The sequence below is a fragment of the Shewanella marina JCM 15074 genome (assembly GCF_000614975.1).
GTDB classification, from domain to species: Bacteria; Pseudomonadota; Gammaproteobacteria; order Enterobacterales; family Shewanellaceae; genus Shewanella; species Shewanella marina.
In genome coordinates, this window is record NZ_BALM01000016.1 from 1 (window position 1) to 25165 (window position 25165).

Sequence of the window (25165 nt, forward strand, 5' to 3'; positions counted from 1 at the left end):
AAAATTGGCTGGGGTACAAGGATTCGAACCTTGGAATGCTGAGATCAAAACCCAGTGCCTTACCGCTTGGCGATACCCCAATAAAACTATTATGGATGAAAAATTGGCTGGGGTACAAGGATTCGAACCTTGGAATGCTGAGATCAAAACCCAGTGCCTTACCGCTTGGCGATACCCCAATCTAATTTTTCTATCCAAAGAACCGCTTAAAAAGCCATTCTTCAAATCTAATGGTACGGGAGGAGAGACTTGAACTCTCACACCTTGCGGCACCAGAACCTAAATCTGGCGTGTCTACCAATTTCACCACTCCCGCATCGATTGTCCAACTTAACGTTGACCAGACTTTCACTGGACTTAATATTGAATGATGAGTTCAATAAAAAGGAATGGTAGCAATGACGGGATTTGAACCTGTGACCCCAGCATTATGAGTGCTGTGCTCTAACCAACTGAGCTACATTGCCATCTTTTCTATTCGCTCGCTAAGTTGCGAGAACGGGGCGTATTATGCTTATTAGAGGTATCGAGGTCAACTGCTTTTTTTGGCAATTAATGCCAATTTCATTCGTTCGGCTATTACTTCATCAAAATGAGTAACCATTAAACAAATTTTACAGTTAAACCTCGACTATTTTAACGCTATTGTTTAAACGTTAAACAGGAAGTGCATCACATCGCCGTCTTTAACAACGTAAGTTTTGCCTTCTACGCGAAGTTTACCCGCTTCTTTTGCACCGGCTTCGCCTTTGTAAGTTACAAAGTCGTCATACGCCATCACTTGCGCACGAATAAAGCCACGTTCGAAGTCAGTGTGGATCACACCAGCAGCTTGTGGCGCTGTTGCACCAACAGGTACAGTCCATGCACGCACTTCTTTTACACCAGCAGTAAAGTAAGTTTGTAGGTTAAGCAATGCATAACCAGCACGGATAACGCGATCAAGACCTGGCTCTTCAAGACCTAAGTCAGCCATAAACTCATCACGATCTTCAGCATCCATTTCACCTAATTCAGATTCAATAGCTGCACATACTGCAACAACTACTGCATTTTCTTTAGCTGCAATAGCACGCACTGTATCTAAATGTGGGTTATTTTCAAAACCATCTTCAGATACGTTAGCAATATACATCGTTGGCTTTAACGTTAAGAAGTTTAGATAAGCAACCGCTTCTAACTCTTCTTTAGTCAATTCAACAGAACGTAACATGTGGCCTTCGTCTAATACTGGACGTAACTTCTCAAGTACTTCCACTTCAAACTTAGCATCTTTATCGCCACCTTTAGCACGCTTTTGCTGACGAGTAATAGCACGTTCACAGCTATCTAAGTCAGCTAATGCTAATTCAGTGTTGATCACTTCAATATCGCTAGCTGGATCAATACGGTTAGCAACATGAACAATGTTATCGTTCTCAAAACAACGTACAACGTGACCAATTGCATCAGTTTCACGGATGTTTGCTAAGAACTTATTACCTAGACCTTCACCTTTTGAAGCACCAGCTACTAGACCTGCGATATCAACAAACTCCATAGTTGTTGCTAATACACGCTCAGGCTTAACGATTTCTGCTAATGCATCCATACGAGGATCAGGCACAGGAACCACACCTGTGTTTGGCTCAATCGTACAGAACGGGAAGTTTGCAGCTTCAATGCCCGCCTTAGTTAATGCATTAAACAGTGTTGACTTACCCACATTTGGCAGACCGACGATGCCGCACTTAAAACCCATATTGTTACCTTTCTCTTATATATAAGGACAGCAAGTCACACTCACTGTCTGCTTTAATTGACCACCTAAATTCTAATGTCACAAATTATAGGCAATCCTATTCATTGATTCTGTTCTAACAGTACTACTCAGCTTTAAACGAATGCAGTCTATGCATTGCTTTTGTCATATCTTGACTAAATAACAGTTCAGTTGAACGCACTGCTTCATCTACTGCTGCATCGATTAACTCTTGTTCTGCTTGTGGCGCTTTACCAAGTACATAGCCACTGACTTTATTTTTGTCGCCTGGATGACCAATGCCAATCCGCAGACGATAGAAACCTTTGTCGTTAGCCATTTTAGCGATGATATCTTTAAGACCATTGTGACCACCATGACCACCGCCTAGCTTAAACTTAGCTACACCAGGAGGCATATCTAATTCATCATGAGCCACTAATATTTGCTCAGGAGTAATTCGGAAAAAATTGGCTAACGCAGCAACTGATTTGCCACTTAAGTTCATAAAGGTGGTTGGGATCAGCAATCTGACATCTTGACCATGTAAGGTCACTCGCGCAGTCAAACCAAAATACTTACTGTCCGGCACTAAACTGGCATTGCAGATGCGTGCTAACTCTTGCACATACCAAGCTCCCGCATTATGACGAGTATGAGCATACTCACTACCGGGATTAGCTAAGCCAACAATGAGTTTAATATCTGTCATTATCTACAACCTTTATCGCTTTGCCTGAGGCGCTCGATTAAAAAACGCAGCATTTTACCACTCAATCAAGCTTGCAACAAACGATGGTTCGATTATTCACCAGTAAAATTGCTAACTTATTGAAAACGTATCAAACTCAAATGATTTCTTATGACCGAAATTACAACCCCATGGCATATTTCAGCACTTTACGCTTAATAGGGTTATCAATATTCGCTAACTTTAATGCGGTATTGCGTAATAGCTTAAGTGGTAACAGATCGTTACTAAAACCGAAATAAAACATATCCATGGCAGACATCATTAATAAATTGTCGTGATATCTGGCTTGTTGATATTCAGCCAATACGTTAGTTTGAGCGATATTATCACCCGCGGATATCGCTTTATTCATCACATTGAGTAAAGCCACAACGTCTTTAAAGCCTAAGTTTACGCCCTGCCCTGCTAAGGGGTTAATGGTATGAGCAGCATCACCAAGCAAGAGTACATTATCCGCGTAATAATGCTGCGCATGACGACGAGTCAAGCCAAAATGGCCATGATTTAACACCTCAAAGTCACGATTTAGGCGTTTAGGAAAATGTTCACAAATTTGCTGTTTCAACTGACTATTCGACAGCCCAGCTAGCTGTTTAATGCGTTTACTGTCGTCATACCAGACTAATGAGGCGTTATTTCCGGGCAGTGGTAATAATGAACGAGGCCCACTTTGGGTAAATTGCTGCCAGGTAACATCTTGCTGCGATTCTGCCGTACTAATATTGATTAGCATCGCAGATTGACTGTAATCCCATGCAGTAATACCGATACCGGCCCACTGTCTTACTTGCGAATTTGCACCATCAGCAGCAATCAGTAATTTTGCATCGAGCTCATCACCATTATCTAAGCGCACCAAAACGCCCTCTTTATGACGACTAAATTGCGCCACTTTATGAGGGCAAAACAGTGTCAGATTTGGATAAGACTCAAATTGCTGCCATAACGCTAACTGGATTAATCTATTCTCAATAATGTGGCCTAAGTGGCTTGCATCAACTTGGCTCGCATGAAAAGCTGTTTTACAACCATCTAGCTCCCATGTTTCTAGCCCTAAATAAGGTGCATTGCGCATGGATAATAATGACGTTAGCGCACCGAGCTCATCTAATAACTTTTCAGAAGCGACACTGATCGCTGAAACGCGAATATCCAGCGCTTGTTCAGGTTCATAAGGCTTAGGCGCAAAGGCATCAATCACCGCGACACTTAATCCCAATTTAGCTACACCAATGGCCGCAGCAGCGCCCACCATACCGGCACCAACAATCACAACATCCTGTTTCATTCGAACCTCTAGTTATGCAGACTTTTGCGACCCAATTGTAGCGGAATTTAACCAAGTTAGTCAGTTTATGTGTTTTAGTAAATGCTAGAAAAGTGTTTAATAGATAGAGAGTTGCAAAATATTAATCGGTGAATTGCGCTTTATCAGCACAAATGCTAGCCACAGCCGCCAACTACAGGTAAAATATTGCGCTATTTTTTAAGTGTTTCCAACAAGCGGTACTATCTGATGAGTAAAAAACTGCATATTAAAACCTGGGGCTGCCAAATGAATGAGTATGACTCATCAAAAATCGCAGACCTGCTAAATGAATATCAGGGTTATACGCTAACCGACGACGCAGCAGAAGCAGATATTGTGCTATTAAATACCTGCTCGATTCGTGAAAAAGCGCAGGAAAAAGTATTCCATCAGCTTGGACGCTGGAAAAAACTTAAAGACAAAAAACCAGACATGATTATTGGTGTCGGCGGTTGTGTAGCCTCGCAAGAAGGTAAAGTCATTAAAGAACGTGCTCATTGCGTTGATATTATCTTTGGCCCACAAACACTACACCGTTTACCAGAAATGATCGGCCAAGTACAAAGCGGCGCTAAAACCGTGATTGATATTACTTTCCCTGAGATTGAAAAGTTTGACCGTCTGCCAGAGCCTCGCGCTGAAGGTCCAACCGCATTCGTTTCAATTATGGAAGGTTGTAGCAAATACTGTACTTACTGTGTTGTGCCATACACTCGTGGCGAAGAAGTCAGCCGCCCATTAGATGATGTGATTTTAGAGATCGCACAGCTCGCCGAACAAGGCGTGCGCGAAGTTAACTTACTAGGCCAAAACGTTAACGCATACCGTGGTTTAACCCATGACGACGATATCTGTAGCTTTGCCGAGCTATTACGCTATGTCGCCGCTATTGATGGTATCGACCGTATTCGTTTTACCACAAGTCACCCAATGGAATTTGGTCAAGACATCATTGATGTATATGCTGATACTCCAGAGTTAGTTGATTTCTTACACCTACCGGTACAATCTGGTTCAGACCGTGTATTGACGATGATGAAGCGTAACCACATGGCAATTGAATATAAGTCAATTATCCGCCGCTTACGTCAAGTGCGTCCTAATATCAATATCAGCTCTGACTTCATTGTTGGCTTCCCTGGTGAAACCCAACAAGATTTTGCTGACACGATGAAATTAATCGAAGAGATTGAATTCGATAACAGCTATAGCTTTATTTTTAGTGCTCGCCCAGGTACTCCTGCTGCAGACTATGAAGATGATGTTGATTTAGAAGAGAAGAAACAACGTCTAGCGATTTTACAAAACCGTATTACTCAACAAGCAATGCGTTTTAGTCGTCATATGGTTGGTACAGTGCAGCGTATTTTAGTTGAAGGTCCTTCAGTTAAAAACCCAATGGAACTGCGTGGCCGTACTGAAAATAACCGCGTAGTTAACTTTGAAGCTGAACCAAAACATATTGGCCAGTTTGTGGATGTTGAAATTGTTGACGTTTATACCAACTCATTACGTGGTAAGTTTATCCGCGGTGAAGATGAGATGGATTTACGCCGTAACTTACGTCCATCAGATATTCTTGATAAGCATAAGCAAGCAGATACATTAGGCGTTAAAACCTTTACGCCAGCTTAATTATGCAGCATTAGCACCTAAGTACTTTGTCACTTAGGTGCTAATCCGACAAAATCAGTAATTTGTCATAGCAATTATGAAATCAGCTTCGTAAACTGTGAATATGAGCCATAATTATTGACTATCGCCATTTGGAGTTATCATTGTCCAGTAAGTTAACCACACTGAATCTTTATTTAGAGCCTTCTGATAACCGCCGTCTTGCCTCATTATGCGGTCCCTTTGATGATAATATTAAGCAACTAGAACGCCGTATTGGTGTTGAAATCAGCTACCGTAATAATCATTTTCAGATTGTCGGTTTGCCACGTAATTGCTTAACCGCCAATAACCTCCTAAAAACACTTTATGTAGAGACTGCTACAGTAAAAGGTAGCACGCCAGACCTAGAGCCTGAGCAAGTCCATATTGCGATTCAAGAAGCGGTTGCGCTTGAAAGTGCAGATTCTGTAGATGACAAAGAACTTTATATCAAAACGCGTCGTGGTGTAATCAAACCACGCAACCCGAATCAAAGCCAGTATGTAGCTAACATTGTCAGCCATGATATTAGCTTTGGCGTTGGCCCAGCAGGTACAGGTAAAACCTACCTTGCGGTGGCGGCAGCGGTTGATGCACTAGAACGCCAAGAAGTGCGTCGTATTTTGTTGACTCGCCCTGCCGTTGAAGCGGGTGAAAAACTCGGTTTCTTACCGGGTGACTTAAGTCAAAAGGTCGATCCTTATTTACGACCACTGTATGACGCCCTATTTGAAATGCTTGGCTTTGAAAAAGTTGAGCGACTCATGGAGAAGAACGTTATTGAAGTCGCACCACTGGCTTATATGCGTGGTCGTACTCTAAATGACGCCTTTATTATTCTCGATGAGAGCCAAAATACGACTGTCGAACAGATGAAAATGTTCTTAACTCGTATCGGATTTAATTCACGTGCTGTTATTACGGGTGACATCACCCAGATTGATTTACCTCGTAATCAAAAGTCTGGCCTACGTCATGCCATTGAAGTGCTGAGCAAGGTCGAAGAGATCAGCTTTAACTTTTTCCAAGCTAAAGATGTGGTTCGCCACCCTGTTGTTGCCAGAATTGTAGAAGCTTATGAAGCTCACGAATTACAATCTCAAGCGCAAAAAAGCCGTAGTGACAGCCAATATCAATTGCAGGAAATAATCAATGAGTCTTGATTTAGACTTGGATTTACAAGTCGCGGTAGCAGGCCATACGCTACCAAGCCAACAACAATTTGAACTTTGGGTGACAAACGCACTCTCAGACACTATGGAGCAAGCAGAGCTAACGATTCGTATCGTCGATACCGAAGAGAGCCAGACGCTAAATAGGACCTATCGTGGTAAAGATAAGCCGACAAATGTGCTATCTTTCCCATTTGAAGTGCCAGAAGGAATTGAATTGCCATTATTAGGCGATTTAGTCATCTGCGCATCTGTTGTAGAAACAGAAGCAAGTGAGCAACAAAAGCCACTTGAAGCCCATTGGGCACATATGGTGACACATGGCTGTTTACATTTACTAGGCTATGACCATATTATTGACGCCGAAGCTGAAGAGATGGAGTCTTTAGAGACTCAACTTATCGAAAGTTTAGGTTTTACCGATCCATATAAGGAGCAATAATTAGTTTAATGTCCACTGACATGACTAAGAAAATATTATGAGTGACGATATCCCACCGAGTACCAACGCCCATAAGAAAGGCTGGTTTGACAAAGTAAGTCAACTCTTCCAGGGCGAACCTCAAAATCGCGAAGATCTGGTTGATGTAATTCATGATGCAGAAATGCGTGATGTGATCACTGAAGACACTCGCGAAATGATTAAAGGTGTATTAGAGGTATCCGATCTGCGTGTGCGGGACATTATGATCCCAAGAGCACAGATTGTCGCTATCCAAATCGATGATTCAGTTGAGCAATTATTATCAACTGTTATTTCATCTGCACATTCTCGCTTTCCTGTGATCAACGAAGATAAAGATCACATTGAAGGTATCCTGTTAGCGAAAGACCTTATTCAATACGGTTTTAACAACAGTGAAGACCCATTTACTTTAGCCAAAGTTATCCGCCCAGCGGTCGTTGTGCCTGAAAGTAAACGTGTAGATGTGCTACTCAAAGAGTTCCGTTCACAGCGTTATCATATGGCCATTGTGGTTGATGAATACGGTGGAGTCTCTGGTCTTGTGACCATTGAGGATATTCTTGAAGAGATCGTAGGTGAAATTGAAGACGAATTTGACCATGATAGCGCCGAAGAAACAGAAATCCGTAAAGTCAGCGATAACGTCTACATGCTAAAAGCACTGACGCCTATTGAAGACTTTAACGAAAAATTCAACACCACATTTAGTGATGAAGAATTTGATACCGTTGGCGGTTTAGTTTCACACGCTTTTGGCCATTTGCCAGAACGTAACGAAAAAATCGTTATTGGTGATATTGAATTTAAAGTGATTAGTGCAGATACCCGCCGTTTACTCCAGTTAAGCGCGACCTTCCCAAGCACCACTAAGAGTGAAGAGCAGCCAGTTTAGTGTTAGCTCGTCTTAGGGGCTTTGCCCAACATAACATCATCCGTCTTGTGCTGGCATTTGCTGCTGGCGCAAGTACGGCGTTAGCATTCGCCCCTTACAATGTTTGGGCTATCTATCCGATAGCCCTTGCATTTGCTTTGTCACAAAGTCAAAACTTAACCGCTAAACAAGCTTGCCGTTATTGGTTAAGTTTTGGTTTTGGCTGCTTTGCCATTGGCATCAGTTGGTCCATGTCAGTATGGATCTATATGGCGGCTTGCCGCTCATCGCCTCACTTGGCCTGATGGCCATGCTGGCGCTTTATCTTGCACTTTATCCTGCGCTTGTGGGCTCTCTACTGCAAAAGCTCGCACCACATTCAGGCAAATACCGTAATCTGCTGCTCTTCCCTGCTTTATGGGTATTAACCGAATGGGCACGCGGTTGGGTGATGACAGGATTCCCATGGCTATGGGCAGGTTATAGCCAAACTATGGGGCCATTAAAAGAACTAGCCAGTATTATTGGTACACTTGGACTGAGCTTTGTGATTGCCATTATTGCAGGCTCGCTTGCGCTATTAGCCCAAAAACGTTGGCACAGCGCAGCAATTATCATTCCGCTGACCTTAATTGCAGCCTTTATTGCGCCTATCGTTGATCCAATAAAAACCACAGGTAAAACCGCCAGCGTAGTATTGGTACAAGGTAATATCGCCCAAAGCATGAAATGGAATCCAGATGCGTTATGGCCAACCATGCTCAAATATATGGATCTCACCCGTCCAGATTTAGAAGATAATATTGTTATCTGGCCAGAGGCTGCTATTCCAGCACCAGAATCTATGGTCGGTGACTTCTTGGTTAACGCTAATAAGGTCGCTAATCTCAACAATAGCGCCATTATTACCGGTATTATTAGCCACCAGCATAATCATTTTTATAATGCGCTTATCGTCTTAGGTAACCACAATAAACTGCATCAAGCAGAAGGTGATTATCAACTTAATGGCGATAATGATTATAAAAAGCATCATTTACTACCTATCGGTGAGTTTGTGCCATTTGAAGAATTACTCAGACCTATTGCGCCATTCTTCAATTTACCGATGTCATCATTTGCTCGTGGCGCTTATCAACAACCTAATTTAACCGCATTGGGTTACCATATTGCGGCGGCTATTTGTTATGAAATAGCCTTTCCAGAGCAATTACGCGATAACATTACCCCGCAAACCGATTTTCTATTAACCGTATCCAATGATGCTTGGTTTGGTCACTCAAATGGACCACTGCAACATATGGAAATTGCGCAAATGCGCGCGATTGAATTTGGCCGACCACTGGTACGCAGTACCAATAATGGTGTCACTGCCGTGGTTGATGCAAAAGGTAATATCATCAAACAATTACCTCAATTTGAAGCCGCAGTATTAAAGGCCAAAGTGCCATTAGTCAGTGGTGAAACTTGGTTCTATCGCTTCGGCCAATGGCCCGTACTTGGCTTATCTTGGTTACTGTTCATTTTCGCTGGTATCAGATATTGGCAGCAAACTCGTCGTCGATAACCCCTGTCGATCCCCGTTGTTACTCTATTTTGCCTAAGTTAACGTGATCGCTTGCACAATTACATCACGTTAACATTGTCTCTCTCGTAAAATCACAGCATATTTCCTACCAAATAAATATTCATAATAAAAAGATAAATATGCAACCTACAAGAAGAAGTTTTATTAAAGCGGCTGTGGCAACGAGTTCACTAGCATTAATTGGCTGCCAAACTCAAACCACAGCAAAACCTGCGATTAGTGCAGCAAACTCAAACCCAACCATCGCGCTCAATTATAATGAGAATGCACTCGGCCTACCGCCGTCAGTAAGCCGCGCGCTTGCTGAGGCGCTGCCACAGGCATTTAGATATCCAGATAATGCTAAATCAGAATTGATCGCTGCAATTGCTGACACTCATCAATTACAAGCTCAACAAATTATTTATGGCAATGGCTCATCTCAAATCTTAAAAATTGCTGTAGATACCTTTGCCAGTGATGATGCCCAATTAGTGATGCCAGATCCGACCTTTGGGGTGATTATCGATTATGCGATGGCACGTAATCTGCCAATCAAAAAAGTCAAAATTGATGCAAAACTTGATACTGATATTAAGCAGATGCAGCAGCAAGTCACTAATCACAGCGGTAGATCAATTGTATATTTATGCAATCCAAATAACCCAACGGGCTTAGTATTGCAAAAACAACAACTGCTTAGTTGGTTAACACAGGGCTCTGATAAGCTTAAATTTATTATTGATGAAGCTTATGCCGAATATGCACAAGATCCGCAGTTCTATAGCGCAATTGAACAGATAAAGCTGAATAACCCACATGTCATTGTGGCACGTACATTCTCTAAACTTTATGCCATTGCTGGTCTACGTGTAGGCTATGGTATTGCTCATCCACAAACAATTAGCGCCATGTTAGCGCAAGCCAGTATCGATAATGCCAACTTAGCGGGCTGTGTTGCCGCTAAAGCAGCTTTGCAAGATCCGACTTGGGTTGCATTAAGTTTACGTTCAAATCAACAAGCTGCGCAGATTGTGACACAGACTTTAGATGCACTTGGTCTTGAATATTTGCCTTGTAATGCTAATTTCATCTTCCATAAAATCAATGCTGATACCAATACCTATCAAGCGAATATGGAACAGGCAGGCTTCTTAGTCGGCCGCGAATTCAACCATACTAATGGCTGGAATAGACTCAGCTTAGGCACACCAGAGCAAATGCTTAAGTTTAGCCAAACCTTGATTAAATTCAGACAGCAAGGATTAGTCTAATTCGAGTCACTCGGCAGCGTACTACGCTGCTGATATTGATGCGGCGTACAGGCCGCATATTTCTTAAATAGAATAATAAAAGGCGAAGTTTGATGGTAGCCCAAACTTAATGCCACCTCTTTGATACTGATCCCTTGCCGTAATAGATGTAATGAATAGATATATTTACGTCTTGCTCGCCACTCACTCAATGACATACCTAAATGAGTTAAACAGTGTCTGGCTAAGGTACGCTCTGTGGTATGTACCCGTTGTGCCCAAGTTGCAATTGAGTCTTGATTGACAGGATCTTGTTCCAAAGCCGCTAGGATCGGGGCCAGTAATCTATCGTCAGTCATGGGTAAAAAATCTTGTTGTTGCGGCGCTTGCTGGAGCTGATCGAGTAGCACTTGAATTAAGCGTTTATCAGCATCAGTATGTGCATAGCTTAACTGACGTTGCCTAAAATCATCGACAATACTGCGCGCTATTTGGCTGATCTCAAGTAAACAGATGTTATTAGGCATCACCACTGTACCAGATAAAATATTAATTGAACTGTAATACAGACTGCGGCGCATTAAGCTTTCATGCTCCACATTCGCGGGCACCCAAATCGCAAATTGTGATGGTGCAATAAAATGTTGCCCAGCAGAAGTCAGTTCCATTACCCCACCTTGCACATATTGCAGTTGTCCCCACTCATGCTGATGTACCGGACTCACCGTCCCCGCTTCAAACTGTTCAAAACCAAAAAATACATTTCGTTGTGGATTAACTAAGGTCGGAGTAAAGATTCTATTCATAATGTCATGCTAGCGATTGCACTTGTCTGATAAGCAATATATCCAATTTATCAGACATGGCAGAATAGCGCTCCTGAAATTTAAGCACTTGCTTAAATCACAATCGTAGTTTAGGAACACCATGCCATATCTATTTCCATTATTTGCCGTCATCATCTGGGCAGGTAATGCATTAATCAATAAACTAGCCGTCGGCGTTATCGAACCCGGTGCTATCTCATTTTATCGTTGGTTTTTTGCGGTACTGATCTTAACCCCATTTGTACTCAAACCAATGATCCGCAATCGCCGCACAATTATTCCTCATTTACCTAAACTTGCTGCGCTTGCATTATTAGGGATGGTGATATTCCAATCTCTGGCCTATTTTGCAGCGCAATCAACAACGGCGACTAACATTGCGCTAATCTCATCATTAGTACCGTTAATCAGCATGTTTATCAGTGTGCCACTGTTAAAACAGCCACTATCAAAACTTGGTTTAACAGGTGCCGTAATCTCCTTTTCAGGGTTACTGTATATGCTAAGTAAAGGCAATATTGGCGCCATTGTGCATCAAGGTATTAACCATGGTGATGCATTATTATTGCTAGCCGCCTGCTCTTATGCATTGTATAGCGTATTAATTAAACGCTGGCAGATGGTGATTTCAGTCTGGATCTCTGTCTATGTACAAGGCTTATTCGCGGTACTGTTTTTATTACCGATTTTATTAAGTGCACCAACAATACATATCAGCCATGCTGCATGGCCATTAGTGATGTATGCCGCAATTGGTGCTTCGTTATTTGCTCCGTGGGCTTGGATTAAAGGCATTAATCTATTAGGCGCAGACAAGAATGCAATGTTGATGAATCTCATGCCTCTGTTTGTCGCAATAGCAGCGAATTACTTCCTTAATGAGCAGTTCTATCACTATCATTACATTGGTGGCAGCATGGTCATTTTTGGCGTTATTCTTGCCCAACTAAAATTCAACAAAAAAGCACAAGCGCATACGGTTATTGCGGAAACAGCGACTTAGCTAACGCAAAATTATCATTGATGAAATAATTTATATTTATTTCATCAATGATAAACATCAGTTATTAATTAACAATAATATTTTAATTAATCGAATAGCTTTATTCATTATTAATATCACTTTCTATTTATTTGTCGTAACCATCACTATATTTATATTTTTGCAATCTAACTCTAATTATTTAACTGGCTATAAAGAAAATATTTTTATTAGGTAATATAGTCGAGGCTATTAAATCATTTTACTGGGGACGTTCAAGCAAACTATCGCATCGGTTTTATATATTACCAAAGCAAGGAATGTGAATGGACAGTAAGAGCAAAGAGCGTATTTTGGGCTGGAGCGCGGCCATCTTAGTTGCCATAATATGGGGTGTTGCGGGGGTTGTCGCTAAGCCATTATCAGTCGTTATTGACCCTATGACACTCGTTTTTTTTAGATATGTTACTGCAGTTATAGGTTTAGTTTTTATATTCCTAATGACTTATAAAAATATAAAAGTAAATAATGAATTAGGTAAAACGCTTAAAATAGATAAAGCTGATTATTTAAAAATTGCCCTTTGTGGCATTATCGGCCAAGGTTTATTCTCATTATTTAATTTTCTCTCCCTCGATCATATTGGTGCCACCGAAAATGGTGTATTTCAAGGACTCACCCCTTTTATTACCGTGATTTTTGGTATGCTCTTTATGAATTTTAAAATGAATAAAATTCAATGGGGCGCGTTTACTATCTCACTTTGTTGTATTTATGCAATGGATCACAGTGGTAGTAATCAAATAACATCAGGCAATACCTTACTGGGTTACTTTTATGTGACCTGCTCGGTATTAGCCATTGGTTGTACCGCCCACTTACGAGCCAGTCTGGCTGACAAATATGGTTCTGTCGTTTCTATGTTGATGCAATATATTGCCGTTGCCATTTTTAGCTTAATGCTGGTGTTATCAATGGGCTTAGATCTCTCGCAAATTAGTCGAGTTATCAGTGATCCTTTGCTATTAGGTTTACTCATCTTCCTTGGTACTGGCATTTCAGGGTTAAGCTATGTCATTCAACTATATGCATTCAAAAAAATTGGCGTAGAAAAGGCCTGTCTATCACTCAACCTCATCCCCTTAGTGGGTTATGTTCTCGCCGTTGTCGCTTTAGGCGAAACCATGTCTATCTATAAAACAACGATTGTCTTAGCGTTAGCAGCGGCACTTTACTTATTTAGTGCGACTGATAATAAAAGTAAGCCGAAAGTGGCCCTCAAACCTGCGGCTGTATCAATTTAATACCGCTAAATAGACAAACTTTAAAAGGAGAGCATTGCTCTCCTTCCATCAATTTTACTTATGGTTGTAATGGCTCCCGTGTAAATTCATTACCATCGCAATGTGGACAGTCTGGGATAACGCCAGTAAATTCGATTTTCATCTCATGATGACATTTATTACAAACGAGAATGCCTTGACTGACAATGTCACCGGAGTGATAACAGCCTTGATGGCTAAAATCTTGGTTCATTTCATGCCATTCAATTTGGCTTTTATCACTAATTTCTGACAACCAATGCCAAACACTGTTTTCAACACCAATAACAGTTGGGCTATAACTCAAATCTTGTGCATGTTGCTGGCTGAGAAAGCTAACGATATCTCTTTTTAAAAATTGTTCAACTAATTCCAATTCAGTTCGTTTACTGGTATTGGCAAGTAACACATACTCCTTACATTGACTAATGGAGGCCATTAAATCTTTTGTATTCAATGTATTATCTTTTTCATATTCGGCTTTAACGCGATTAAATAGCTCATCATAAAGCGCTAAAAGTTGGCTTGAGCGTGTGACCATGGTTAATACTCCTTCATTCGAACCTTTTTAATGACTCACTTCTAGTTTATTCTATGCAGATCTAACTGCACGTATTACGCGTGAGATCAAATAAACAGGCGGCATTGCCGGAATAAATTGATGCAAGAGCAATATAATCCATCTGAAATCGAAGGCCAGGTGCAGCAGCACTGGCACGACCAAAAAACATTTGAAGTAACTGAAGACCCGAACAAAGAGAAATATTACTGTCTCGCTATGTTCCCATACCCTTCAGGTCGTCTTCATATGGGCCATGTGCGTAACTACACCATTGGCGATGTAGTTGCTCGTTATCAACGCCTGCAAGGCAAGAATGTTCTACAACCTATTGGTTGGGATTCATTTGGTCTACCAGCGGAAAACGCAGCAATTAACAACAATACTGCGCCAGCGCCTTGGACTTACGAAAACATCGATTACATGAAAAACCAGCTTAAAATGCTGGGCTTTGGTTATGACTGGAGCCGTGAAATCGCCACTTGTACTCCTGAATACTACCGCTGGGAACAGTGGTTCTTCACTAAGCTTTATGAAAAAGGCCTAGTGTACAAAAAGACTTCAGCAGTTAACTGGTGTCCAAACGACCAAACCGTATTAGCTAACGAGCAGGTTATCGACGGCTGTTGCTGGCGTTGTGATACTGCTGTAGAGCAAAAAGAGATCCCACAGTGGTTTATCAAAATTACTGACTACGCGGATGAGCTATTAAACGATTTAGATACACTTGATGGCTGGCCTGAACAGGTTAAAACCATGCAACGTAACTGGATTGGCCGCAGCGAAGGTATTGAAATGACCTTGAAAGTGGCTGATAGCGATCAAGAGTTTGGTATTTATACCACACGTCCTGACACCGTAATGGGCGTAACTTACGTTGCGATTGCAGCAGGTCACCCTTTAGCAGAAGCGGCTAGTGCTAATAACCCAGAACTTGCTGCCTTTATTGAAGAGTGTAAAAACGCTTCAACAGCAGAAGCTGATATGGCAACAATGGAAAAGAAAGGTGTTGCTACCGGTCTTTATGCCATTCACCCATTAACGGGTGACAAAGTACCAGTATGGGCTGCTAACTTCGTATTAATGAACTATGGTACTGGCGCAGTAATGTCTGTTCCTGCACATGACCAACGTGATTACGAATTTGCGATTAAATACAACTTACCAATGAAAGCTGTGATTAAGCCAGCTGACAGCGAAGTTGATATTAGCAGTGAAGCATACACTGAAAAGGGTGTGTTATTTAACTCTGGCGAATTTGATGGCTTAGAATTTCAAGCAGCATTTGATGCCATTGATGCAAAATTAACTGCAATGGGTCAAGGTCAACGTCAAGTTAACTACCGTCTACGTGACTGGGGTGTATCTCGTCAACGTTACTGGGGTGCACCAATCCCAATGGTAACGCTAGAAGATGGCACTATGATCCCTACGCCAGAAGATCAACTGCCAGTGATCTTGCCTGAAGATGTGGTTATGGATGGTATCCAAAGCCCAATCAAAGCAGACAAAGAGTGGGCAAAAACCACTGTTGATGGCAAGCCTGCATTACGTGAAACAGATACCTTTGACACCTTTATGGAGTCATCTTGGTACTACGCTCGCTACTGTAGCCCACATGCAGACGAGATGTTAGATCCAGCTAAAGCTAACTACTGGTTACCAGTGGATCAGTATATTGGTGGTATCGAGCACGCTTGTATGCACCTTTTATACTTCCGCTTCTTCCACAAGTTACTGCGTGATTCAGGTTTAGTTAACTCAAACGAGCCTGCAAAACAGCTTTTAACTCAAGGTATGGTACTGGCAGATGCGTTCTATTATCTTAATGAGAAAGGCGCACGCGTATGGGTTTCACCACTAGAAGTTAATGTACTAGAGAAAGATGACAAAGGCCGTATCACTAAGTGTGAAGACAGCCAAGGCCATGAACTGGTTTATACCGGTATGAGCAAGATGTCTAAATCTAAGAACAACGGTATCGATCCGCAAATGATGGTAGAAAAGTATGGTGCTGACACCGTACGTCTATTTATGATGTTTGCTGCGCCACCTGAGTTAACACTTGAATGGCAAGAATCAGGCGTTGAAGGTGCCCATCGCTTTATTAAGCGTTTATGGAAACTAGCTAACGATCATATCGCCCAAGGTGAAGCACCAGCATTAGATGTTGCCGCACTAAGCAATGATCAAAAAGCATTACGTCGCGAATTGCACAAGACAATTGCTAAAGTAAGTGACGATATTGGTCGTCGTCAAATGTTCAATACCGCTGTTGCAGCAGTAATGGAACTGATGAACCACTTACAAAAAGCACCTTGTAACAATGAGCAAGACAGCGCATTAATGCAAGAAGCATTATCTGCTGTAGTGCGTTTACTGTACCCAATCATTCCACATGTAAGCTTTGCATTGTGGCAAGAGATGGGTAATAGTGAAGCGATTGAAGATGCAAGCTGGCCTACCGTTGATGAAAGCGCGCTAGTAGAAGATAGCAAACTAATCGTGGTACAAGTGAATGGTAAACTACGTGCTAAGATTACCGTAGCGGCTGACGCAACTAAAGATGCAGTAGAGGCGCTAGGCCTTGCTGATGAACATGTTGTTAAGCACACTGAAGGTAAGACCATCCGTAAGATTATTTACGTACCAGGTAAGCTACTAAACATTGTTGCTAACTAAAGGAAAAGCGACGACAAATGCTAATTAAACGCTTTGTTTTCGCAGTAATGGCACTGGTCATCATGACCAGTGCTGGCTGCGGCTTTAAACTGCAGGGAAGTTACTCAATTCCATCGCAATTGAGTCACCTTTCTCTAGACAGTCAAGATCAATACAGTGAACTGACACGCCTTGTCAGCGAACGCTTGCGCTTAAACAGTGTTACCATTGAGCACAATAACAGTAAATTACCTGTGCTTAATTTGCTCAATGATTCATTGCAACGTGCAACCTTATCACTTTACTACGGGTAATGTGGCTGAGTATGAACTGATCTATCAGGTTAAATTCACCGTCACGCTACCTAAACAAGAAGCTCAACCTTTTAGCGTTGAGATCCGTCGAGATTACCTAGACGATCCCCGAACAGCATTAGCAAAAAGCCGTGAAATGGAACTATTGCTACATGAGATGCGGATCCAAGCAGCTGATGCTATCGTCCAAAAACTAGCCTCTATTGAGATTAATTAATGCGGGTATTTGCCGACCAATTAGCGCGTCATTTGACGCCGCTAAAACCCTATTATCTTATCTTTGGCGATGATCCTTGGTTAGTTGAGTCCAGCATTAGTCAGATCCGTTCTCAAGCCCTAAAGCAAGGTTTTGATGAGCGCGTACAGTTAACCCAAGAATCAGGGTTCAGCTGGAATGATCTACTTGATGAATGGCAATCAATGAGCCTATTTGCCAGCAGACGAATTATTGAATTAAGCTTACCGCAATCAAAGCCTGGCAGCGACGGCGCCGCTTGTCTTAAAACTATTTCAGAACAAGCAAATAACGATCTAATTTTAATCATTAGAGGCCCTAAACTTGCGGCAGAACAAACCAATAGCAAATGGTTCAAACTGCTCGACAAAGATGGCATCTATGTGCCTTGCGTGACACCTGAGGCTGTGCAATTTCAGCGCTGGTTAGATGGCCGTATACAACACTTTGGCTTAACCTTAGACACAGATGCGAAAAGCCTGCTTTATAGCTTGTATGAAGGTAACTTATTAGCTGCCGATCAAGCACTGCAATTGCTGCAATTACTCAGTCCTAAACTGCGCATAAGTGCCGAGCAACTTAATCAATATTTTGAAGACCAATCTCGCTTTAGCGTATTCCAGTTAACTGATGCTTTATTAGCTAACAAGCCAAATAAATCACAGCATATGCTGGCGCAGTTACGCAGTGAAGGCACTGCTCTAACCATTTTATTATGGTCAATTTTTAAAGAGCTCAATACCCTGCTGGCATTAAAACAGGCTCAAGCTAGTGGTGAACAGCTGAATAATTTATGGGGCAAGATGCGTATTTGGGATAAGCGAAAACCGCTATATCAAAGTGCATTAGGTCGCTTAAAGTTAGAAGATATTGAACGTCTGCTCAGTCATGCTTCACAAATTGAGCTAAAACTAAAACAGCAAGGAATCGAAGATTGGATTGGTATTAGCCATCTTTGCTTGCTATTTGATCCCGTGTTAGCACGACACCTGCAGCATATAGAGTTAAGCTAATAATGCGTATTGGAATTTTAGGTGGTACCTTTGATCCGATCCATTTTGGCCATATTCGTCCAGCCCTTGCGATTAAACAGCAATTAGGGCTGGATAAAATTTGGCTAATGCCAAACAAAACACCTCCCCATAAAAATAGCACTCAAACTTCGGCATTGCACAGACAAGCAATGGTACAGCTAGTATGTCAGCAATATCCTGATTTTGAATTATGCGATATTGAACTGACACTAACAGGGCCATCCTATACCAGCAACACCCTCAATTTGTTACGGCAACAATATCCGCAACATCAGTTCCTATTCATTATGGGGATGGACTCATTTGTCAATCTACCTAAATGGCACCAGTGGCAACAACTATTTGAGCTAACAAACTTAATTGTATGTCAGCGGCCAGACTGGCGACTAACTGCAGAAAATCCAATGTTGGCTGAACTTTGCCAGCGAAAAGCGAATATCACACAACTATCCAACACTGATGTAGGTAAAATAATTCCTGTTGATATTGAGTTGGAGCATATTTCATCAACTCAAATTAGACAGGCCATTGTTGCTAAGCAGCAAGTATCAGCGCTATTACCTGATGTTGTCTTACGCTATATCCAGCAACACCATTTATATTCGGTATAAATCCCTTTGTTTTGGAACTTTTCTGACTATAAATGCTCTTACCAGCATTGAATTTATGGTTATTTATCACGAAATAGCACTGAAAAATGTGTCACTGACCTAAATTTTCAAAAAATAAGCAACTCGCTTTATTTCTGTATGTGTACTTTAACTGATATACTACAGCGCTATTTTTAATTTAATGAGGTAACTCGAGTGCAAGGCACCGAACTAGTAGAATTTGTTGTTGATAAAATTGACGACCTAAAAGCGAAAGATGTAGTAACTCTTGATGTAAGCAAGCTATCAACAATTACTGATACCCTAGTCATTTGTACTGGTACATCAAAAACCCATGTGCGCGCAATCGCAGAAAACATGGTATTAGAAGCAAAAAATGCAGGTATGCAGCCACTAGGTATTGAAGGTCGCGATACCAGTGAATGGGTTTTAGTTGACTTGGGCGGCGTTGTATTACATGTAATGCAAGCTGAAACTCGTGAACTATACCAACTTGAAAAACTATGGTCTGAAAAGTAACCATGAAATTACAACTCATCGCCGTTGGCACCAAAATGCCTGACTGGGTAACCCGCGGATTTGAAGAGTACCAGCGTCGTTTTCCTCGTGATATGGCGCTTGAGTTAATAGAGATCCCTGCTGGCAAACGTGGTAAAAATGCTGATATCGCTCGCATTCTTCAAAAAGAAGGCGAATTGATGTTAGCGGCCATACCTAAGGGTAATCATATTGTCAGTTTAGATCTGCCTGGTAAAACTTGGGATACCCCAGATTTAGCCAATCAACTGAGTCGTTGGCAACTTGATGGCCGCGACGTCAGTTTATTAATTGGCGGACCAGAAGGATTAGCCCCAGCCTGTAAACAAGCTGCAACACAAAGTTGGTGTTTATCAGCACTCACCTTGCCTCACCCACTCGTGAGAGTTGTGGTTGCAGAAAGCTTGTATCGTGCTTGGAGCATCAATAATAATCACCCTTATCACAGGGAATAGTCACTTAGCTATGCAAGTGCGCCAAACGTTTTAGCTTGTAAAGTTGGAGAGAAGCATAAGTGCCGCCAAAAAAGCGAATTACCATGCACGATCACGCCGCAGAGGCGTCACTTTTCAAGCGCCGCGCGCTATTTACCTTCTGCTGTGTGGTAATTTTAATGGGTATTTTATTACTCAACCTTTACCACCTGCAGATCCTTTCATATAAAGATTATGCGACTCGCTCGAATGATAACCGTATTCGAGTAGTACCTATCGCGCCTAGCCGTGGCCTGATTTACGATCGTAATGGCGTATTACTCGCCGAAAACCGCCCATTTTATTCGTTAGAGATGATCCCTGAGCAGGTCAAAAATGTTGACCAAACCTTAGATCAACTTAACAAAATTATTCCTATTACCGCTGACGAACGAGAAGACTTAATTAAAGCCTTAAAATATCATCGTCGCTTTAAACCGCTCACCATCAAAAGCCGCTTAACTGAAGAGCAAGTCTCTGTATTTAGTGTTAACCAGTATAAGTTCCCAGGCCTCTTGGTTGAAGCAGGCCTGCGCCGCTATTACCCATACGGCGCAGACTTAACTCACGTATTAGGTTATGTCGGTAGAATTAACTCTAAAGATCGTAGCCGATTAGAACGCAGTGACGAATGGAAGAACTATGCCGGTACCAAATATATTGGTAAGCAAGGCTTAGAGCGCTATTACGAGCCATTACTGCACGGTACACCAGGACACCTTGAAGAAGAGGTTAATAACCGTGGCCGCGTTATTCGCACCTTAAAAATGACTCCGCCCGTACCAGGTAAAGATATTTACCTCACACTCGATCTCAAACTGCAGCAAAAAGCAGTTGAGTTACTGGATGGACGCCGTGGTTCAGTGGTCGCTATTGATCCCCGTACAGGTGGCATTTTGGCAATGGTTTCCAGCCCTAGTTACGACCCTAACCAATTTGTACATGGTATCTCAAGTAAAGCTTATAGCGGATTGCTAAATGACCGTTCACGGCCATTAATTAACCGTGCAACCCAAGGTCAATATGCACCAGCATCGACCATTAAACCATTACTGGCATTACTTGGGCTTGAAGAAAAAGCCATTACCCCTAAAACCAAAGTTTGGGATCCGGGTTTCTGGCAAATTCCTGGTGTTGAACGTAAATATCGAGACTGGAAACGTTGGGGCCATGGTTGGGTTGATGTCAAAGCGGCCATTGTCGAGTCATGCGATATTTTCTTCTATGAATTAGCTTATAAAGTCGGTATCGATAAGATTTCTAACTTTATGGATAAGTTCGGTTTTGGTGAACGCACAGGTATTGATATCTATGAAGAGTCACCGGGCTTAATGCCATCAAAGGATTGGAAGCGCATTCGCTATAATCAGCCTTGGTATATTGGTGACAGTATCTCTGTGGGTATTGGACAAGGGTATTGGACCACCACACCACTGCAGTTAGCCGATGCAACCGCTATTTTAGCTGACGATGGTAAACGCTATACACCACATCTACTTAAAGCATTTACTGATGATAATAAGCTGATTGAAAAGCCATTAGATGAAAAGCCGCCTATTGTGCTTAAAAATCCGAATAACTGGCGCATTATTAATGATGCCATGATGGATACCGCTAATAAGTCACGTTTTACCGATGCGAAATATACCGCCGCGATGAAGACAGGTACGGCACAGGTATTTAGTGTGGCGCAGGATAAAAAATATGTCGCCAGTGAAGTTGAAGAACATTTACGCGATAACGCACTTATTGTGGCTTATGCCCCCTATAAGAATCCTGAAATTGTGTTAGCAGTCGTATTAGAAAATGCGGGTTGGGGTGGCAAAAATGCAGGTCCAGTCGCACGTGCACTATTAGATGAATACATGCTAAGAGATGATCGGAAGCAAGTGAAATGAATACACCCTCACATAGACAAAATATCTGGCAAAAGCTGCATATCGATCTGCCATTATTGCTAGGCATTCTCGCATTGATGGGCTTTGGTCTATTCGTTATCTATTCCGCCAGTGGCGAGAGTATGGCCATGATGGATAGACAGCTTTTACGTATGGGCTTGGCATTAATTGTGATGGTTGTGGTTGCCCAAATCAACCCAGAAGTCCTGCGGCGCTGGGCTTTACCCATCTTTATCACTGGCGTAATACTGCTGCTGGGAGTACATTTTTTTGGTGAGATTAACAAAGGCGCACAACGCTGGTTAAACTTAGGCTTTATGGAGTTTCAGCCCTCAGAGCTAATGAAGCTCGCCTTCCCGATTACGATGGCGTGGTACATCAGTAAATTCCCTCTGCCACCTAAGAAACGCTACCTTGCAGGTGCACTGATCATTTTAGCGGTACCGACCTTGTTAATTGCAAGCCAACCTGACTTAGGCACCTCTATTCTAGTAGCTTCATCAGGTATCTTTGTACTGTTTTTAGCGGGTACGAGTTGGACAATTGTATTAACGGCAATCGGCTCAGTATTAGCGTTTTTACCGATACTCTGGTTTTTCTTAATGCATGACTACCAGCGTACTCGTGTACTGACGTTACTCAACCCAGAGTCTGATCCATTAGGCGCAGGCTATCATATTATCCAATCAAAAATCGCCATTGGTTCAGGTGGTTTATGGGGTAAAGGGTGGTTGATGGGCAGTCAATCTCAATTGGAATTTCTACCAGAACGCCACACTGACTTTATTTTTGCGGTAATTGGTGAAGAATTTGGCCTTATCGGCAGTATGTTCCTACTCTCGCTGTATATCTATATCATTGGCCGTGGCCTTATTATTGCGTCACGTGCACAAACCAGTTTTGCGCGTCTATTAGCAGGCAGTATCACCCTCACCTTCTTTGTTTATATTTTTGTAAATATCGGCATGGTATCAGGCATCTTGCCTGTAGTAGGTGTTCCTCTGCCGTTGATCAGTTATGGTGGTACTTCAATGATCACCTTGATGATTGGCTTTGGTATTTTAATGAGTATTCATACCCATAGACGTTTTATTGACAGATAGGAAGTTGCCAATGAAAAAAACATCTACCATGCTTGCTGCGGCAGTAACATTATTAATAAGCCAAGCAGCTATAGCAACTGATGCACCGAGCTTAGATCCAAAACTTGAACAGGACTTTGTTGCTCAACAACAAAAACTCGGCTTTAACAAGCAACAAAGCCAACAATTTGTTGAACAAGCTCACTATAACCAAGCTGTAATTGATGCGATTACCACCCCGTGGGAAGCCAAACCTTGGTATCAGTATTATCCAATTTTCTTAACCGAAAAACGCTTACAAGCTGGCTTAAAGTTTTGGCATGAAAATCAGCAAGCGATCAGTGATGCCGCTAAAAAGTATCAAGTAGATCCACAGATTATTGTTGCCATTATTGGTATTGAAACCTTTTATGGCCAATATTTTGGTAACTACCCAGTTAAAGATGCCCTCTATACTTTAGGCTTCTATTATCCAGCCAGAGCAGACTTTTTTAGAAAAGAATTTGGTCATCTACAAAAGCTGATTGTAGAAGAACAATTGGATGTAAATACTCTCAAAGGGTCATATGCTGGCGCCATGGGCTATGGTCAATTTATTCCATCAAGTTATTTAGCCTACGCGGTTGATGGTGATGGTGATGGTCGCCGCGATCTGATTGGCAGTAAAAATGATGCGATAGCGAGTGTGGCGAATTATTTCCATCAACATGGTTGGCAACAAGGAGCACCAGTCGCCCTACCTCTAACCGCTAAAGCTGGGGCAGATATCGCCGACAAACTTTGGGATCATAAGCCATTAAAATGGCAAGTTAGCGATATTTTAGGGAGTAATTTAGCACTTACTGATAAAAATGCGTTAAATCCTAAACAACCAGCGATGTTAATTGAGTTAGAGCAAGCTTCTCATCGCGAGTATTGGCTAGGCTTAAAAAACTTTTATGTTATCACTCGGTATAATCGCAGCCCATTATATGCAATGGCGGTGTACCAATTTAGTCAAGAGTTAAAAGCCGCCCATGCAGCTCAATAAAAAAATCGTTATCGGTCTGTGTTTTACATCTTTGCTGTCAGCGTGTAGCAGTGCACCGACCAAAACAATAGATGACCCTAATGCCGGCCGTTACCAACTGGCCCAAGATAAAGCACCGCAAAATGCGCCTGATTTAAGCAAGATTGAAAATGCTCATCCTAAGTATGAAGCCTTAAGTCGCGGAGGTAATAAACCTTACAAACTTTGGGGTAAGGATTATCATGTATTAAACACTGCTAAAGGCTTTAGCCAACGCGGTGTTGCTTCTTGGTACGGTTCAAAATTTCATGGTCATTTAACGTCTAATGGTGAAACTTATGATATGTACTCGATGAGTGCGGCTCATAAAACGTTACCGTTACCGACATACGTTAAAGTCACCAATCTAGATAATCATAAAAGCGTAATTGTACGAGTTAATGATCGTGGACCTTTCCATGATAATCGCATTATTGATCTGTCTTATGCTGCCGCATATAAACTCGACATGCTAAAAACAGGCACTGCTAATGTTGAAATTAATGCCATCTATTTTGACTCACCAGCTGCTCATGCTATTGCCCAATCACATGATAATAATGTACATTTTATCCAAGTGATGGCGACTGGCGATCATAACAAAGCGACCATCATCCAAAACAAACTATTGCAACAATACAAGGTGGATACTCGCATTGTTGAACACGATAAGATTTATCGCATTCAGATCGGGCCAATAAATCAACTAACATTAGCAAATAAACTACTAGAGGCCTTAAAAACCAACGGTTTCACTGGTAGTTATATATTAAACGACTAAATTGACGTGATA

21 protein-coding genes, 4 tRNA genes and 2 pseudogenes are annotated in these 25165 nt (G+C 41.9%); 18 read left to right on the forward strand and 9 right to left on the reverse strand.

What is annotated here, in order from left to right:
• Window positions 1–5: 5 nt before the first annotated feature.
• From JCM15074_RS12640 to JCM15074_RS12670, 7 genes are all read right to left on the reverse strand, one after another.
• Window positions 6–80: transfer RNA gene (locus tag JCM15074_RS12640), tRNA-Gln, on the reverse strand.
• A gap of 24 nt (window positions 81–104) precedes the next feature.
• Window positions 105–179, reverse strand: a tRNA-Gln gene (locus JCM15074_RS12645).
• A gap of 52 nt (window positions 180–231) precedes the next feature.
• Window positions 232–316 (reverse strand) — tRNA-Leu (locus JCM15074_RS12650).
• Between the two features lie 74 nt (window positions 317–390).
• Window positions 391–467, reverse strand: a tRNA-Met gene (locus JCM15074_RS12655).
• 182 nt (window positions 468–649) lie between these two features.
• Entirely contained in the window at window positions 650–1741 is a 1092-nt protein-coding gene (ychF, locus tag JCM15074_RS12660) for a redox-regulated ATPase YchF (RefSeq protein WP_025821527.1), read from the reverse strand.
• 124 nt (window positions 1742–1865) lie between these two features.
• A complete protein-coding gene (gene pth / locus JCM15074_RS12665; RefSeq protein WP_025821528.1) occupies window positions 1866–2453 on the reverse strand; it encodes an aminoacyl-tRNA hydrolase in 588 nt (195 codons plus the stop codon).
• Between the two features lie 160 nt (window positions 2454–2613).
• Complete coding sequence (locus JCM15074_RS12670; protein ID WP_025821529.1) at window positions 2614–3783, reverse strand: FAD-dependent monooxygenase; 1170 nt, start codon at window positions 3781–3783, stop codon at window positions 2614–2616.
• A 228-nt stretch (window positions 3784–4011) separates the two neighbouring features.
• Here JCM15074_RS12670 and miaB point away from each other — a divergent pair, with 228 nt between their 5' ends.
• The 6 genes and pseudogenes from miaB to JCM15074_RS12700 all read left to right on the forward strand — a co-directional run bounded on the left by miaB (window position 4012) and on the right by JCM15074_RS12700 (window position 10810).
• Entirely contained in the window at window positions 4012–5439 is a 1428-nt protein-coding gene (miaB, locus tag JCM15074_RS12675; protein ID WP_025821530.1) for a tRNA (N6-isopentenyl adenosine(37)-C2)-methylthiotransferase MiaB, read from the forward strand.
• 143 nt (window positions 5440–5582) lie between these two features.
• On the forward strand, window positions 5583–6623 hold the full coding sequence (locus JCM15074_RS12680; RefSeq protein WP_025821531.1) for a PhoH family protein: 1041 nt from the start codon (window positions 5583–5585) through the stop codon (window positions 6621–6623).
• Complete coding sequence (gene ybeY, locus JCM15074_RS12685; protein WP_025821532.1) at window positions 6613–7074, forward strand: rRNA maturation RNase YbeY; 462 nt, start codon at window positions 6613–6615, stop codon at window positions 7072–7074. Before JCM15074_RS12680 ends, ybeY begins: the two co-directional genes overlap by 11 nt.
• Window positions 7075–7111: 37 nt before the next feature.
• Window positions 7112–7990 (forward strand): CNNM family magnesium/cobalt transport protein CorC, encoded by an 879-nt coding sequence (corC, locus tag JCM15074_RS12690; protein ID WP_025821533.1) that lies wholly within the window; start codon window positions 7112–7114, stop codon window positions 7988–7990.
• Window positions 7991–8037: 47 nt separating this feature from the next.
• Window positions 8038–9536, forward strand: a pseudogene (lnt, locus tag JCM15074_RS22105) (apolipoprotein N-acyltransferase).
• Between the two features lie 140 nt (window positions 9537–9676).
• A complete protein-coding gene (locus JCM15074_RS12700) occupies window positions 9677–10810 on the forward strand; it encodes a pyridoxal phosphate-dependent aminotransferase (RefSeq protein WP_025821534.1) in 1134 nt (377 codons plus the stop codon).
• Here the strand turns inward: JCM15074_RS12700 and JCM15074_RS12705 are convergent.
• On the reverse strand, window positions 10807–11595 hold the full coding sequence (locus JCM15074_RS12705; RefSeq protein WP_025821535.1) for an AraC family transcriptional regulator: 789 nt from the start codon (window positions 11593–11595) through the stop codon (window positions 10807–10809). The genes JCM15074_RS12700 and JCM15074_RS12705 overlap by 4 nt on opposite strands.
• A 121-nt stretch (window positions 11596–11716) precedes the next feature.
• Between JCM15074_RS12705 and JCM15074_RS12710 the strand changes: the two genes are divergently transcribed.
• Together JCM15074_RS12710 and JCM15074_RS12715 are read left to right on the forward strand one after the other, a co-directional pair.
• On the forward strand, window positions 11717–12619 hold the full coding sequence (locus JCM15074_RS12710; RefSeq protein WP_025821536.1) for a DMT family transporter: 903 nt from the start codon (window positions 11717–11719) through the stop codon (window positions 12617–12619).
• A 305-nt stretch (window positions 12620–12924) separates the two neighbouring features.
• Window positions 12925–13902 carry a DMT family transporter gene (locus JCM15074_RS12715; RefSeq protein ID WP_025821537.1) on the forward strand — a complete coding sequence of 326 codons (978 nt, stop codon included), beginning with the start codon at window positions 12925–12927 and terminating at the stop codon, window positions 13900–13902.
• A 58-nt stretch (window positions 13903–13960) separates the two neighbouring features.
• Here the strand turns inward: JCM15074_RS12715 and JCM15074_RS12720 are convergent, their stop codons facing one another.
• Entirely contained in the window at window positions 13961–14461 is a 501-nt protein-coding gene (locus JCM15074_RS12720) for a zinc ribbon-containing protein (RefSeq protein WP_025821538.1), read from the reverse strand.
• A 120-nt stretch (window positions 14462–14581) separates the two neighbouring features.
• Here JCM15074_RS12720 and leuS point away from each other — a divergent pair, with 120 nt between their 5' ends.
• The 10 genes and pseudogenes from leuS (at window position 14582) to JCM15074_RS12770 (ending at window position 25153) form a co-directional block, all read left to right on the forward strand.
• Window positions 14582–17161: a leucine--tRNA ligase gene (gene leuS / locus JCM15074_RS12725; RefSeq protein ID WP_025821539.1), complete on the forward strand. Its 2580-nt coding sequence runs from the start codon at window positions 14582–14584 to the stop codon at window positions 17159–17161.
• A gap of 17 nt (window positions 17162–17178) precedes the next feature.
• Window positions 17179–17671 (forward strand): annotated as a pseudogene (locus tag JCM15074_RS22110) (LPS-assembly lipoprotein LptE).
• The gene (holA, locus tag JCM15074_RS12735; RefSeq protein ID WP_025821540.1) at window positions 17671–18702 is read left to right on the forward strand and encodes a DNA polymerase III subunit delta; all 1032 of its coding nucleotides are present in this window, start codon (window positions 17671–17673) and stop codon (window positions 18700–18702) included. Before JCM15074_RS22110 ends, holA begins: the two are co-directional and overlap by 1 nt.
• A 2-nt stretch (window positions 18703–18704) precedes the next feature.
• On the forward strand, window positions 18705–19334 hold the full coding sequence (gene nadD, locus JCM15074_RS12740; protein ID WP_025821541.1) for a nicotinate-nucleotide adenylyltransferase: 630 nt from the start codon (window positions 18705–18707) through the stop codon (window positions 19332–19334).
• A 195-nt stretch (window positions 19335–19529) separates the two neighbouring features.
• A complete protein-coding gene (gene rsfS / locus JCM15074_RS12745; RefSeq protein WP_025821542.1) occupies window positions 19530–19853 on the forward strand; it encodes a ribosome silencing factor in 324 nt (107 codons plus the stop codon).
• 2 nt (window positions 19854–19855) lie between these two features.
• Window positions 19856–20326, forward strand: coding sequence for a 23S rRNA (pseudouridine(1915)-N(3))-methyltransferase RlmH (gene rlmH / locus JCM15074_RS12750; RefSeq protein WP_025821543.1), 471 nt, complete (start codon window positions 19856–19858; stop codon window positions 20324–20326).
• A 59-nt stretch (window positions 20327–20385) separates the two neighbouring features.
• Window positions 20386–22242, forward strand: a complete 1857-nt coding sequence (gene mrdA / locus JCM15074_RS12755) for a penicillin-binding protein 2 (protein ID WP_025821544.1) — start codon at window positions 20386–20388, stop codon at window positions 22240–22242.
• On the forward strand, window positions 22239–23345 hold the full coding sequence (gene rodA / locus JCM15074_RS12760) for a rod shape-determining protein RodA (RefSeq protein WP_025821545.1): 1107 nt from the start codon (window positions 22239–22241) through the stop codon (window positions 23343–23345). The genes mrdA and rodA overlap by 4 nt, the downstream gene beginning before the upstream one ends.
• Window positions 23346–23355: 10 nt before the next feature.
• The gene (mltB, locus tag JCM15074_RS12765) at window positions 23356–24354 is read left to right on the forward strand and encodes a lytic murein transglycosylase B (protein WP_025821546.1); all 999 of its coding nucleotides are present in this window, start codon (window positions 23356–23358) and stop codon (window positions 24352–24354) included.
• Window positions 24341–25153: a septal ring lytic transglycosylase RlpA family protein gene (locus JCM15074_RS12770; RefSeq protein ID WP_025821547.1), complete on the forward strand. Its 813-nt coding sequence runs from the start codon at window positions 24341–24343 to the stop codon at window positions 25151–25153. Before mltB ends, JCM15074_RS12770 begins: the two co-directional genes overlap by 14 nt.
• The last annotated feature ends 12 nt before the right edge of the window (window positions 25154–25165 follow it).